Annotated in this window: 11 protein-coding genes; 4 read left to right on the forward strand and 7 right to left on the reverse strand. The window is 71.5% G+C overall.

The genetic code is table 11. The features are described from left to right. Positions 1 to 8: 8 nt before the first annotated feature. The 3 genes from ACZ43H_RS16480 (at position 9) to ACZ43H_RS16490 (ending at position 3880) form a co-directional block, all read left to right on the forward strand. Positions 9 to 1364, forward strand: coding sequence for a cryptochrome/photolyase family protein (locus ACZ43H_RS16480; protein ID WP_464584658.1), 1356 nt, complete (start codon positions 9 to 11; stop codon positions 1362 to 1364). Continuing rightward, positions 1361 to 2152: a hotdog family protein gene (locus tag ACZ43H_RS16485; RefSeq protein ID WP_464584660.1), complete on the forward strand. Its 792-nt coding sequence runs from the start codon at positions 1361 to 1363 to the stop codon at positions 2150 to 2152. Before ACZ43H_RS16480 ends, ACZ43H_RS16485 begins: the two co-directional genes overlap by 4 nt. Positions 2153 to 2266: 114 nt before the next feature. Further along, positions 2267 to 3880 carry a glycoside hydrolase family 13 protein gene (locus tag ACZ43H_RS16490; RefSeq protein ID WP_464584662.1) on the forward strand — a complete coding sequence of 538 codons (1614 nt, stop codon included), beginning with the start codon at positions 2267 to 2269 and terminating at the stop codon, positions 3878 to 3880. Positions 3881 to 3952: 72 nt separating this feature from the next. Here the strand turns inward: ACZ43H_RS16490 and ACZ43H_RS16495 are convergent, their stop codons facing one another. The 6 genes from ACZ43H_RS16495 to pdxH form a co-directional block, all read right to left on the reverse strand. Then, a complete protein-coding gene (locus ACZ43H_RS16495) occupies positions 3953 to 4414 on the reverse strand; it encodes a MarR family winged helix-turn-helix transcriptional regulator (protein WP_464584664.1) in 462 nt (153 codons plus the stop codon). Continuing rightward, positions 4411 to 6024 carry an MDR family MFS transporter gene (locus ACZ43H_RS16500; RefSeq protein ID WP_464584666.1) on the reverse strand — a complete coding sequence of 538 codons (1614 nt, stop codon included), beginning with the start codon at positions 6022 to 6024 and terminating at the stop codon, positions 4411 to 4413. Before ACZ43H_RS16500 ends, ACZ43H_RS16495 begins: the two co-directional genes overlap by 4 nt. 523 nt (positions 6025 to 6547) lie before the next feature. Continuing rightward, positions 6548 to 8563: an ABC transporter ATP-binding protein gene (locus ACZ43H_RS16505; protein ID WP_464584668.1), complete on the reverse strand. Its 2016-nt coding sequence runs from the start codon at positions 8561 to 8563 to the stop codon at positions 6548 to 6550. Continuing rightward, positions 8560 to 10296 carry an ABC transporter ATP-binding protein gene (locus ACZ43H_RS16510; protein ID WP_464584670.1) on the reverse strand — a complete coding sequence of 579 codons (1737 nt, stop codon included), beginning with the start codon at positions 10294 to 10296 and terminating at the stop codon, positions 8560 to 8562. The genes ACZ43H_RS16505 and ACZ43H_RS16510 overlap by 4 nt, the downstream gene beginning before the upstream one ends. Further along, entirely contained in the window at positions 10296 to 10880 is a 585-nt protein-coding gene (locus tag ACZ43H_RS16515; protein WP_464584672.1) for a TetR/AcrR family transcriptional regulator, read from the reverse strand. Before ACZ43H_RS16515 ends, ACZ43H_RS16510 begins: the two co-directional genes overlap by 1 nt. 62 nt (positions 10881 to 10942) lie before the next feature. Then, the gene (pdxH, locus tag ACZ43H_RS16520; RefSeq protein ID WP_464584674.1) at positions 10943 to 11602 is read right to left on the reverse strand and encodes a pyridoxamine 5'-phosphate oxidase; all 660 of its coding nucleotides are present in this window, start codon (positions 11600 to 11602) and stop codon (positions 10943 to 10945) included. A 113-nt stretch (positions 11603 to 11715) separates the two neighbouring features. Between pdxH and ACZ43H_RS16525 the strand changes: the two genes are divergently transcribed. Continuing rightward, positions 11716 to 12819 (forward strand): citrate synthase 2, encoded by a 1104-nt coding sequence (locus tag ACZ43H_RS16525; protein WP_464584676.1) that lies wholly within the window; start codon positions 11716 to 11718, stop codon positions 12817 to 12819. Positions 12820 to 12873: 54 nt separating this feature from the next. Here ACZ43H_RS16525 and ACZ43H_RS16530 read toward each other — a convergent pair whose 3' ends face one another. Then, positions 12874 to 13443: a hypothetical protein gene (locus ACZ43H_RS16530; protein ID WP_464584678.1), complete on the reverse strand. Its 570-nt coding sequence runs from the start codon at positions 13441 to 13443 to the stop codon at positions 12874 to 12876. Positions 13444 to 13452: the final 9 nt, after the last annotated feature.

Here is a 13452-nt window from a genome sequence, read left to right on the forward strand (position 1 = left end):
GGTGCCCGATGGCCACCTCGACCAACGCCGTGATGTGGTTCCGCCGCGACCTCCGCCTGGCGGACAACCCTGCTCTCGTGGAAGCGGCCGCGGACGGCGACGTGCTCCCGCTGTTCGTGCTCGACCCGGCCCTGTGGGGCCCGGCCGGCCCCAGCCGGCGTGCCTACCTCGGCGCCTCGCTGCGCGCCCTCGACGCCTCGCTGCGGCAGCGTCAGGCCTCCCTCTCGGTCGTCCGCGGTGACCCGGTGCGACGCGTGGTCATGGCCGCGCGCGAGGTCGGCGCCCGACGGGTGCACGTCGCGGCCGACTTCGGCCCCTACGGCCGGCAGCGCGACCAGGCCGTCGAGGAGGCGCTCGCCGAGCACGACATCGAGCTGGTCCGCACCGGCTCGGCGTACGCCGTGGCGCCGGGCCGCGTGACCAACGGCTCCGGCGACCCGTACAAGGTCTACACGCCGTTCTCGAAGGCCTGGGCCGAGCACGGCTGGCGCGGCCCGATCGACGCGCCGACGGGCATGAGCTGGCTGGCGCTCGAGGACACCACTGACATCCCCGACCCGGAGCTGCCCGCCGGGCTCACGCTCCCCGAGGCCGGCGAGCAGGCCGCCGCCCGGCGCTGGCGCGACTTCCTCGACGAGCGCGTGGGCGAGTACGACGACGACCGCGACAAGCCCGGCATCGAGGGCACCTCCCGGATGTCGGTGCACCTGAAGTGGGGCGAGATCCACCCGCGCACCATGCTGGCCGACCTCGCCAGGTTCCGCTCGAAGGGCGCGGTGACCTACCGCAAGGAGCTGGCCTGGCGGGAGTTCTACGCCGACGTGCTGTTCCACCGCCCCGGGACCGCGCGCGAGTACCTCCGCGAGGAGTTCGCGAAGATGCCCTACGACCGCCCCGGCAAACAGCTGGAGGCGTGGCGCGACGGCCGCACCGGCTTCCCGGTCGTGGACGCCGGGATGCGCCAGCTCCGGGCCACCGGCTGGATGCACAACCGGGTGCGGATGATCGTGGCCAGCTTCCTGGTCAAGGACCTGCACCTCGAGTGGCAGCACGGCGCCCGCCACTTCATGCACTGGCTGGTCGACGGTGACCTCGCCTCCAACCAGCACGGCTGGCAGTGGACGGCCGGGTGCGGCACCGACGCGGCGCCGTACTTCCGGGTCTTCAACCCCACCAGCCAGGGCCGCAAGTTCGACCCGGACGGGGCCTACGTCCGGCAGTGGGTCGAGGAGCTGGCCGACGTCGACGACCCGCACGAGCCCGACGAGGAGACCCGGCGGGCCGTCGGCTACCCGGAGCCGCTCGTCGACCACAAGGAGGAGCGCCGGGAGGCGCTGGACCGCTGGGAGAAGATCCGACGATGACGACCTCCCCGAACCTGTCGGCCGACCTGCTGGTGCCGCGTCGCTTCTGCGGCCCGGCGTCCTCGGGCAACGGCGGCTGGACGGCGGGCGCGCTGGCGGCGCTCATCCCCCACGACTGCCCCGCGGACCGGGCCCGCTCGTGGCCGACGATCCGGGTGGCGCTGCGCCAGCCGCCACCGCTGGACACCCCCATGACCGTGGCCGAGGACGACGGCTCCACGGTCGCCACCTTCGGGGGCGCGGTCGTGGCCCGGGCCACCGTCGTCGACGACGCGCTGGTGACGGTCGAGCCGGTCCCGGCTGAGGAGGCGCAGGCCGCCTCGGCGGCGTACCCCGGCCGGACCTCGCACCCCTTCCCCAGCTGCTTCTCCTGCGGGACCGGCCGAGACGAGGGCGACGGGCTGCGGATCTTCCCGGGCCGGGTCGGGGACCAGGACGGCGCGACCCGGATCGCGGCGCCGTGGACGCCGCACCCGAGCGTGGGCGAGGACTTCCACTCCTACGTCGACGAGCACCCGCGGGCATCACTGGCCACCACGTGGGCCGCGCTGGACTGCGTGGGTGGCTGGGCCGGCGACCTGACCGAGCGGCTGATGGTGCTGGCCGGCATGACCGCGCGGGTCGACGCCCTGCCGGTGATCGGCGAGCAGCACGTGGTCGTCGGGCTGGCGCGCGGCCAGGAGGGCCGCAAGACCTTCACCGCCTCGACGCTGTACGACGCCGACGGCCGCGTCGTGGCCTGCGCGGAGCACGTGTGGGTGGCCGTGGACCCGGCCGCGTTCGCCTGACCACGTCCCACGGGACGTCGTACGCACCGGTCGCCCGCGCGACCCGGCCGTATGACGTCTCCCACTCGCCACGGGAATTGACTAGTCCCCCGCGCGCTCGGAAGACTTGAGCGCATGGGTTGGAACGATCAAATCGAGTGGTGGCGGCACGCCTCCATCTACCAGGTCTACGTCCGCAGCTTCGCTGACGGGAACGGGGACGGCGTCGGCGACCTGCCGGGGATCACGGCGCGGCTGCCGTACCTGCGCGACCTCGGGGTGGACGCCCTGTGGATCACGCCGTTCTACACCTCGCCGCAGAAGGACCACGGGTACGACGTGGCCGACTACTGCGACGTCGACCCGCTGTTCGGCACCCTCGCGGACGCCGACGCGCTCCTCGACCGGGCGCACGAGCTCGGTCTGAAGGTGATCGTCGACCTGGTCCCCAACCACACCTCCGACGCGCACGCGTGGTTCCAGGCCGCCCTCGCAGCCGGCCCGGGCAGCCCCGAGCGCGAGCGCTACCTCTTCCGCCCCGGTCGCGGTGAGGGCGGCTCGGAGCCCCCGAACAACTGGGAGTCGGTCTTCGGCGGCCCCGCGTGGACCCGCGTCGAGGACCCTTCGACAGGCTCAGGACAACGCGCCGAGTGGTACCTCCACCTCTTCGACAGCACCCAGCCCGACCTGAACTGGCGCCACCCCGAGGTGGGCGACATGTTCGAGGACGTCCTGACGTTCTGGCTCGACCGCGGCGTCGACGGCTTCCGCGTGGACGTGGCGCACGGGCTCTTCAAGGAGGAGAGCCTGCGCGACCAGGTCGTGCACGCCGACGAGGACGCCCACGAGACCCACGTCGAGGGCAGCATGGTCGAGCGCCGGATGCGCGACGAGCCGATGTGGGACCAGCCCGAGGTGCACGACGTCTACCGCCGCTGGCGCCAGATCCTCGACAAGTACGACGGCGACCGGATGGACGTCGCCGAGGCCTGGACCCAGACCCCCGAGTCGATGGCCCGTTTCGTGCGCCCCGACGAGATGAACCAGTCCTTCAACTTCTCCTGGCTGCTCGCCGAGTGGTCGGCGAAGGAGTTCGCCGACGTCATCACCGGCACGCTCGACGCGCTGCGTCCGGTCGGCGCGACGCCCACCTGGGTGCTCAGCAACCACGACGTGATCCGCCACGTCACGCGGTACGGCGGGGGCGAGCAGGGCCTGGCCCGGGCCCGCGCGGCCACGCTGGCGATGCTCGCGCTGCCCGGCTCGTCGTACCTCTACCAGGGCGAGGAGCTCGGCCTGGAGCAGGTCGACGTGCACCCCGACCACCGGCAGGACCCGTCCTGGTTCCGCACCGGCGAGCCCGGCCGCGACGGCTGCCGGGTGCCGATCCCGTGGGGCGACCAGGAGCCGCCGTTCGCCTTCGGGCCGGGCGAGGGCCACCCGTGGATCCCGCAGCCGGCCGACTGGTCCGAGCGCACCGTCGAGGCCCAGGAGTCCGACCCGGAGTCGACGCTGTCGTTCTATCGGGCGGCCCTGGCCACGCGGCGCACGTTCGCGACCACCGCGGGCGACGACGTGGAGCTGCTCGACCTCGGCGCCGACGTGCTCGGCTTCCGCCGCGGTCCGGTCACCGCGGTGCTCAACTGCGGCACCACCCCGGTCGACCTCCCCGAGGGCGACGTGCTGCTCGCGAGCGGCCACCTCGAGGGCGGGCGGCTGCCGGCCGACACGGCCGTCTGGCTGAGCTGACCCCGGCCCCGTGATGCACGAAGCGCCTGCCCCCACGGAGGGGGCAGGCGCTTCGTCGTCCGGAGGGCTCCGTCAGCCGCGTTCGTCGAGCGCCGCGTTGTAGCGGCCCAGGACGGCCGCGAAGTCACTCAGCTCGGCGTCGGTCCAGTCACCCAGCCGGGCGTCGAGCCAGCGCCGCCGCTCCTCGGTCACGGCGGTGATCCGCTCCACCGCGTCGGCGCTGGCCGAGACCAGCGTGGCGCGGCCGTCGCCCGGGTCGGGGGTCCGGTCGACCAGGCCGAGGTCGACGAGGTGCTGCAGCTGGCGGCTGACCGCCCCCTTGTCGATGGCGAGTGCCTCGGCGATGCCCGAGCCGCGCATCGCGCCGTGGTCGGCGAGGTAGGCGAGCATGAGGTACGACGCGGGCTGGAGGTCGGGGTGGACACCCCGGGCCCGCTCCCACAGCACCCGGCGGATCCGCCGGATCATCACGCCGACCTCCTGCTCGAGCAGCCGCAGGGACTCGGTCCGCCGCGTGGCGGTCGAGGTGGTCATCGCGCGCCCACCTCCGTCTCGGCGGCCGGGGACGGACCGGTGACGACCTCGTCCTCGCGGTCGATGGTGGTGCGCAGCGGCACCTCCTTGATGAAGATCACGCAGAGGAACGCGGCCACGGCGAAGGGGACGGCCACGAGGAAGATGTGGCCGGTCGCGTCACCGAAGGCGCCCTCGAAGATCGCGCGCAGCGGAGCCGGCAGCGTGCTGACGTCGGGGATCTCGCCGTTGTCGTGGCCCTGGAAGCCCTGCACGAGCTCGGGACGGGTCCGGGCCAGCGCGGTGACGCCGGTCTTCACCTCGTCGGCGACCTGGTGGGCCAGGACGGCGCCCAGCGCGGAGATGCCGATCGAGCCGCCCAGCGAGCGGAAGAACGCGACGACGGAGCTGGCGGCGCCCATGTCGGCCTGGGCGGTGTTGTTCTGCACCGCGAGCACGAGGTTCTGCATGGTGGCGCCGAGGCCCAGGCCCAGCACGGCCATGAACGCGCCCACCCGCCACAGCGGCGTGGTGGCGTCGATGGTGCTCAGCAGCGAGAGCCCGACGATGACCAGAGCCATGCCGCCGACCAGCCACTTCTTCCACACGCCGGTCGAGCTGATGATCCGCCCGGAGACGATGCTGGACACCAGCAGGCCACCGACCATGCAGACCGACATCAGGCCCGCGTCGGTCGGGCTCATGCCGCGCGCCCGCTGGAAGTAGAGGCTCAGGTAGACCGTGGAGCCGAACATCGCGACGCCGATCAGGACCGAGGCGATGGTCGCGAGCGACGTCGTACGGTCCTTGAACAGGCGCAGCGGCACGACCGGCTCGATCGCGAACTTCGCCTCGACCAGGATCGCGGCCGCGATCACGACGACCGCCGCGGCGAGGAGCGCCCAGCTGGTGCCGGAGGTCCAGCCGAACTGCTGGCCGCCGAGGGAGACCCAGACCAGGAAGATCGAGACGCCGCCCACGAGCAGGACCGCACCGAGGTAGTCGATGTGCACCTCGCGCTTGATCACCGGCAGGTGCAGGGTCTTCTGGAGCACGACGAAGGCGAGGACAGCGACCGGCAGACCGGCGAAGAAGCACCACTCCCAGCCGACGGTGTCGACGAGCAGGCCACCCACCAGCGGGCCGGAGACGGTGGCCAGCGCGAAGACCGCGCCGATGTAGCCGGAGTAGCGGCCGCGCTCACGCGGGGTCACCATCGAGGCGATGACGACCTGGACCAGCGCGGTGAGACCACCGACGCCGAGGCCCTGGATGGCGCGGGCGCCGATCAGCATGCTCATCGACGTCGAGAAGCCGGCGATGACCGAGCCGATGGAGAAGATCACCAGCGCGGACTGGACGAGCACCTTCTTGCTGAACAGGTCGGCCAGCTTGCCCCAGATGGGCGTGGTCGCCGTCATCGTCAGCAGCGTGGCGACGACGACCCAGGTGTAGCCGGTCTGGCTGCCGTGCAGGTCGGAGACGATCGTCGGGAGCGCGTTGGACACGATGGTGCTCGAGAGCATCGCCACGAACATCGCGAGGAGGAGGCCACTGAGCGCCTCCAGCACCTCGCGGTGGGTCATCTGGCCGGACTGCTCGGCGGAGGAAGGGACTGCCTGGGTGGACAAGGAAGCTCGTTTCACAGGAGGTAGAAGGTTGCGACAGGCAACTATATTCCCTGTTGGTTGACCCAGGCAACCAACGTGGCGACCGCCACAGGCTTCCCGGCCGTGCAGGAACGTGCCGGACCATCCGGTCGGAGCAGACGGTCTCGCACTCGGTCCGCGGATGCCCGACGAGGCGGAGGCGGAAATGCAGCGACCCGCAGACGTGGACCTCAGTTGGAGGCCCGCTCCGGTGGACGTGATGACCGGATCGTCTGCGGGTCGGGTGTCTGCTGTGGATTCGCCAGCAGTACTTCGCTGACGGTTGCTGCTAGCGGGCAGCCACCTCACGCGTCCCATAAGAATTCATTCTTCGGACCACCTCCTTTCCCGTGTCCCACCACCGTAGGACGGCCCCGTCGCCCCTTCAAGGCATTTACCCCTTCGTTGAGATGGGCCGAACTCAGTGTCGAGCTGGGCCGAAATCGGTCATGAGCTGGGCCGGATTCGGCGTACGGCGCCGAACCCGGCCCAGCTCGACGAGGGGTCAGGCGACGGCGGCGGCGAACTGGGACTGGTAGAGGCGGGCGTAGGCCCCCTCGGCCGCCAGCAGCTGGTGATGGGTGCCCTTCTCCACGATCGCGCCGTCCTCCATGACCAGGATCAGGTCGGCGTCACGGATGGTGCTGAGCCGGTGGGCGATCACGAAGCTGGTCCGGTCGGTGCGCAGCGCGGCCATCGCGTGCTGGAGCAACAGCTCGGTGCGGGTGTCCACCGACGAGGTGGCCTCGTCCAGGATCAGCAGGGCCGGGTCGGTGAGGAAGGCGCGGGCGATCGTGACCAGCTGGCGCTCACCCGCGGACAGGTTGCTGCCCTCCTCGTCGACCACGGTGTCGTAGCCGTCGGGCAGCGAGTGCACGAACCGGTCCACGAAAGTGGCCCGCGCCGCCTCGAGCACCTGCTCCTCGGTCGCGTCCGGACGCCCGTAGGCGATGTTGTCGCGGATCGTGCCCTCGAAGAGCCAGGTGTCCTGCAGGACCATGCCGATCTGGCCGCGCAGCGCCGCGCGGGGCACGCTGGTGATGTCGACGCCGTCGATCGTGATCCGTCCGGAGTCCACGTCGTAGAACCGCATCACGAGGTTCACCAGCGTGGTCTTGCCGGCGCCGGTGGGACCCACGATCGCCACCGTCTGCCCCGGCCGGGCCACCAGCGAGAGGTCCTCGATGAGCGGCTGGTCGTCGTCGTACCGGAACGCCACGTGCTCGAAGGCCACCTCCCCGCGCCGGCTGGCGGGCACTCCACCGTCGGGCGCGTCCGCCGGCTCCTCCTCGGCGTCGAGCAGCTCGAAGACGCGCTCGGCCGAGGCGACGCCGGACTGGAGGAGGTTCATCATCGAGGCCACGGTGGTCAGCGGCTGCGTGAACTGGCGGCTGTACTGGATGAACGCCTGTACCTCGCCCAGCGACAGCGAGCCGCTGGCCACGCGGAGGCCGCCGACAACCGCGATCACGACGTAGTTGAGGTTCCCGATGAACATCATCGACGGCATGATCAGGCCCGAGACGAACTGCGCCCCGAAGCTGACCCGGTAGAGCTCGTCGTTCTCCTCGGCGAAGGTCCGCTCGACCTCTTCCTGGCGCCCGAACACCTTGACCAGCGCGTGACCGGAGAAGGTCTCCTCGATGTGGGCGTTCAGGCGTCCGGTACGCCGCCACTGCGCGACGAACTGTCCCTGCGAGCGCTTCATGATCGCCCGGGTGACGAGCAGCGAGAGGGGGACGGAGACCAGCGCGATCAGCGCCAGCAGCGGCGAGATCCACACCATCATCGCGAGCACGCCGACGACCGTCAGCAGCGAGGTCATCAGCTGGCTCATGGTCTGCTGCAGCGTCTGGCTGACGTTGTCGATGTCGTTGGTGACCCGGCTCAGCAGCTCACCGCGCGGCGAGCGGTCGAAGTAGCCCAGCGGCAGCCGGTTGATCTTCGCCTCGACGTCCGCACGCATTCGGTAGACCGTGTTCTGCACGACCGTGTTGAGGACGAAGCCCTGCAGCCAGCCGAGCAGGGCGGCGCCGGCGTACACCGCCAGCACGACGAGCAGCACGTTGCGGACGGCGACGAAGTCGACGCCCTGACCCGGCACGATGTGGTCCATCGACGCGAGCATGTCGGCGAGCGTGCTGTCGCCGCGGGCGCGCAGGCCCTGCACGGCCTGCTCCTGGGTGACCCCGGCGGGCAGGTTGCGGCTGAACAGGCCGGAGAACACCAGGTCGGTGGCCTTGCCGAGGATCCGCGGGCCCACCGACATCAGCGCGACGCTGGCGACGCCGAGGACCACGACCAGGATCGCCTTGCCGCGGTCGGGTTCCATCCGGGCGACCAGGCGGCGCGCGGACGGCCCGAAGCTCATCGCCTTCTGGCCGACCATGCCGCCGCCCATCGGGCCGCGGCCGGGTCCGCCGACCGGCGCCTGGATGCGCTCGGTGGCCTCGAGCGCCTTGCCCTTGCTGGCGGGGCTCCTGCGCTCACCCTCGGTGGTCGAGCCTGTCGAGACTGTCATGCCGCGTCCTCGCTGCTGATCTGGGAGGTGACGATCTCCTGGTAGGTCGCGCACTCATCGAGCAGCTGCTCGTGGGTGCCCCGCCCGACGATCCGGCCGTCCTCGAGGACGAGGATCAGGTCGGCGTCGATGATGGTCGAGACCCGCTGGGCGACGATCACGACCGTGGCGTCGGTGGTGACCGGCCGCAGCGCGGCCCGGAGCCGGGCGTCGGTGGCCAGGTCCAGCGCCGAGAAGGAGTCGTCGAAGAGGTAGATGCCGGGGCGTCGCACGACCGCGCGCGCGATCGCGAGCCGCTGCCGCTGACCGCCCGAGAAGTTGGTGCCGCCCTGGACGACCGGGGCGTCGAGCCCCTCGGGCAGCGCCTCGACGAAGTCGCGTGCCTGCGCGACCCCGAGCGCCGCCCACAGCTCGTCGTCGGTGGCGTCCGGCTTGCCGTGCCGCAGGTTGCTCGCGATGGTGCCGCTGAAGAGCCAGGCCTTCTGCGGCACCAGCCCGATCTGCGACCAGAGGTCGTCGGGCGCGAGGCGGCGTACGTCGGTGCCGGCGACCGAGACCGTCCCCTCGGTGGCGTCGAAGAGCCGTGGCACCAGGTTGACCAGCGTGGACTTGCCGGCGCCCGTGGAGCCGATCACCGCGACCGTCTGGCCGGGGCGGGCGGAGAACCAGACGTCGTCGAGCACCGGCGACTCCGCGCCCGGGTAGGCGAAGACCACGCCGTCGAGGTCGAGCCACCCGCGCCGCTCGGGGTCGGGGGTGACCGGGTCGGCGGGCGGCGCGACCGAGGTCTCGGTGTCGAGCACCTCGGTGATCCGGTCACCGCACACCGACGAGCGCGGCACCATCATCAGCATGAAGGTCGCCATCATCACCGACATCAGGATCTGCATCAGGTAGGACAGGAACGCGGTCAGCGCGCCGACCTGCATCTGCCCGTTGTCGACGCGGTGGCCCCCGAACCAGATCACGGCGACGCTGGAGACGTTCACGACGAGCATCACCAGCGGGAACATCGTGGCCATCCAGCGTCCGGCCCGGACCGCCACCTCGGTGAGGTCGCCGTTGGCCGTGGCGAAGCGCGCGGTCTCGTGGGGCTCGCGGACGAACGCCCGCACGACGCGGATGCCGGTGATCTGCTCGCGCAGCACCCGGTTGACCTCGTCGATGCGGGCCTGCATCTGCCGGAAGCTCGGGACCATCCGGCTGACGACGAGGCCGACGCTCAGGAACAGCGCCGGCACCACCACGGCCAGGATCCAGCCGAGGCCGGCGTCCTCGCGCAGCGCCATGAGGACACCGCCGACCATCATGATCGGCGAGGAGACCGCCATCGTGCAGGCCGTCAGCACGAGCATCTGCACCTGCTGCACGTCGTTGGTGCCGCGGGTGATCAGCGAGGGTGCACCGAAGTGCTGCACCTCGCGCTGCGAGAACGTCCCGACCCGGTGGAACAGCGCCGCGCGGACGTCGCGACCGAAGCCCATCGCCGTGCGCGCGCCGAACCAGACGGCCCCCACGGAGCAGACGATCTGCGCGAGCGAGACGACCAGCATCAGCACGCCGGTGCGCACGATGTAGGCGGTGTCGCCCCGGGCCACGCCGTTGTCGATGATGTCGGCGTTCAGGCTGGGCAGGTAGAGCATCGCCACCACGCCGATGAACTGCAGGACGACCACCGCGGCCAGCCAGGTCTTGTACGGCGCGAGTCGCTCACGCAGGAGTCGGAGCAGCATCAGGAGTCCTTCTTCAGCAGTCCGTTCAGGACGGTGTCGACGATCCGGTCGGGGGTGAGCAGGTGCCCGTCGGCGATGTGCTCGTGGCTGCCCGCGAAGGTGAGCAGGCGCAGCACGTGCACGAACTCCTCGACCGGGACGGAGAGCCGGTCGGCGTCGTCGCCGACCACGCCCACCAGCAGCTCGCTGAGCCGGGTCCGCCACTCCTCGGCGGCCGCGGAGTCGTGCAGGTGTCGCGGCGGTCCGACCAGGCCCACCTTCTGCATCAGTCCGAAGGTGGCGCGCAGGCGCTGCTGCAGGATCGAGACCAGCACCAGCAGCCGGTCCCGCAACGGCTGCGCCGGGTCGATCTCCTCGATCCGGGCGACGACGTCCCCGGGTGCGAAGGCCCGCTCGATCGCGGCGTCGACGAGCTCCTCCTTCGAGTCGACGACCCGGAAGATGGTGCCCTCGGCGATCCCGGCGGACTCGGCGATCTGCCGCGTGGTGACCGCCCGGCCGTGCCTGCGGAGCAGCTGGAGCGTCACGTCGACGAGCTGCGCCCGACGGGCGTCGGGATTCATGGCGGCGGCACGTGGGGTCACCCTGCCAGACTAAGTGAGTGAGCGCTCACTCACAACCGGTTTTGCAGACGTCGGAATCCACCTCACGGAGCGAGCCGCTCGGTGGCCCACCCCGCCCCGGAGCGCCGGTAGACCAGCCGGTCGTGCATCCGCCCGGGCCGGCCCTGCCAGAACTCGATCGCCTCGGCGTGCACCCGGTAGCCACCCCACTCCTCCGGCGCCGGCACCTCGTCGGGGAACCGCGCGTCGGCCTCGGCGTACGCCAGGCTCAGCTCGTCGCGGCCGGTGACGGGGCGCGACTGGTGCGAGGCCCACGCCCCGAGGCGGGACTTGCGGGGCCGTCGGGCGAAGTACTCCTCCACCGCCGCCCGGTCCAGGGGTACGGCGACGCCGTCGACCCGCACCTGCCTCTCGAGCGGGTGCCAGGGGAACAGCAGCGCGCAGCGCGGGTTGCCCGCAAGCTCCTGCCCCTTGCGCGACCCGGTGTTGGTGAAGAACACGAAGCCGCGCTCGTCGACCCCCTTGAGCAGCACCAACCGCGCCGAGGGCGAGAAGTCCGGGCCGACGGTGGCCACCACCATGGCGTTGGCGTCGTACAGGTCGGCCTCGACCGCCTCGCGCATCCAGCGGTCGAACATCGCGAACGGGTCGGGATCCAGGTCGGACTCCGCGAGCCCGGCGCGGGAGTACTCCTCGCGCAGGGCGGCCAGGTCGATCTCATCGGTCGGGTTCTCGCGCTCCATGGCCACGACCCTAGAACGGGGGACCTCACAGGTGCGCTGATCCCGGCACAGGTGCAGAATGCGACCGGCGCGTCCGACCAGGGGCGCACACGGAGCAGAGGAGCCGCGAGCGCATGACCGAGGTACACCACGGACTCGAAGGTGTCGTTGCGTTCGAGACCGAGATCGCCGAGCCCGACAAGGAAGGCTCCGCGCTGCGCTACCGCGGCGTCGACATCGAGGACATCGTCGGCCGGGTCCCGTTCGAGAACGTCTGGGGCCTGCTGATCGACGGCTCCTACACCCCGGGCCTCGCGCCCGCCGAGCCCTACAACCTCCCGGTGCACACCGGCGACGTCCGCGTCGACGTCCAGGCCGCGGTCGCGATGCTCGCGCCCGCCTTCGGTTTCGGCCAGACCTACGACATCTCCGACGAGCAGGCGCGCGCCGACCTCGGTCGGGTCGCCGTCATGGTGCTGTCGTACGCCGCGCAGTCCGCGCGCGGGCTCAACATGCCGGTCGTCCCCCAGTCCACGGTGGACCAGGGCGAGACGCTGGCCGAGAAGTTCCTGATCCGCTGGAAGGGCGAGGCCGACCCCAAGCACGTCAAGGCCATCGACGCCTACTGGAGCAGCGCCGCCGAGCACGGCATGAACGCCTCCACCTTCACCGCCCGCGTCATCACCAGCACCGGCGCCGACGTCGCGGCGGCGTTCTCCGGCGCGATCGGCGCGATGAGCGGCCCGCTGCACGGCGGCGCCCCCTCCCGCGTGCTCGGCATGATCGAGGAGGTCGAGAAGTCGGGCGACGCGCGCGCCTACGTCAAGGGCCTGCTCGACTCCGGCGAGCGGCTGATGGGCTTCGGCCACCGCGTCTACCGCGCCGAGGACCCGCGCGCCCGGGTGCTGCGGCGTACGGCGCGCGAGCTCGACGCCCCGCGCTACGAGGTCGCCGAGGCGCTGGAGAAGGCCGCGCTGGCCGAGCTCCGCGAGCGCCGCCCGGACCGGGTGCTCGAGACCAACGTGGAGTTCTGGGCCGCCATCGTGCTCGACTTCGCCGAGGTGCCGGCGAACATGTTCACCTCGATGTTCACCTGCGCCCGCACCGGCGGCTGGTCGGCGCACATCCTCGAGCAGAAGCGCACCGGGCGCCTGATCCGTCCCTCGGCGGTCTACACGGGCCCCTCCGCCCGCAAGGCCGACGAGGTCGAGGGCTGGCGCTCGGAGTGGTCGGCCTGACCCTCCCCCTGCCGCACGGCGACCGGCTCCGTCCCGAGCCGGTCGCCCGGACGCTCAGTCCGCTGCGGGCACCCGCCCGTCGTACCAGCTGGTGCGCCCCTTGCCGCCCTTGCGGGTCAGCGAGATGTGCAGGTGGTCGCGGTGCCGCAGCGTCTTGCTGCACCTCTTGCGGGTCTTGCAGCTCGAGCTGAGGTAGGGCTCGCGCTCGTAGCCGTCCCAGGCGGAGTACATGTGGTCGTTCCAGATGATGTACATGATCCCCATCCGGCGGGCGCGGGCGTCGGTGTTGCCGTGCCGGTCGGTCGCGAACACCCAGTCCTTGAAGGCTCGGGCGCGGGTCCGGTCCTTCTTGCTCGTCGCGTCGAGGACCCAGTCGAACGCGCGGCCCTCCTTGTGCTCGGAGGTGCCGCCGCTGCCGCACGGGCGGGCGATCGGCCCGAAGGCGCCGCCGAACCGCTTCACCACGCGGTGCCCGAGGTACTTCGTGCCGGGCTTCGCGTGCGGCGCGCACCTCGTCTGGGGCTGGTAGTCGGGATAGTCCTCGATGGCCGCCGACGCCGCCGGCACCACCAGCGCGAGGACGACGAGCAGGACGAGGGCGGGGGCGATCCGGATCCGAGACACCCGAAGAGG

The organism is Nocardioides sp. DN36 (genome assembly GCF_055380375.1).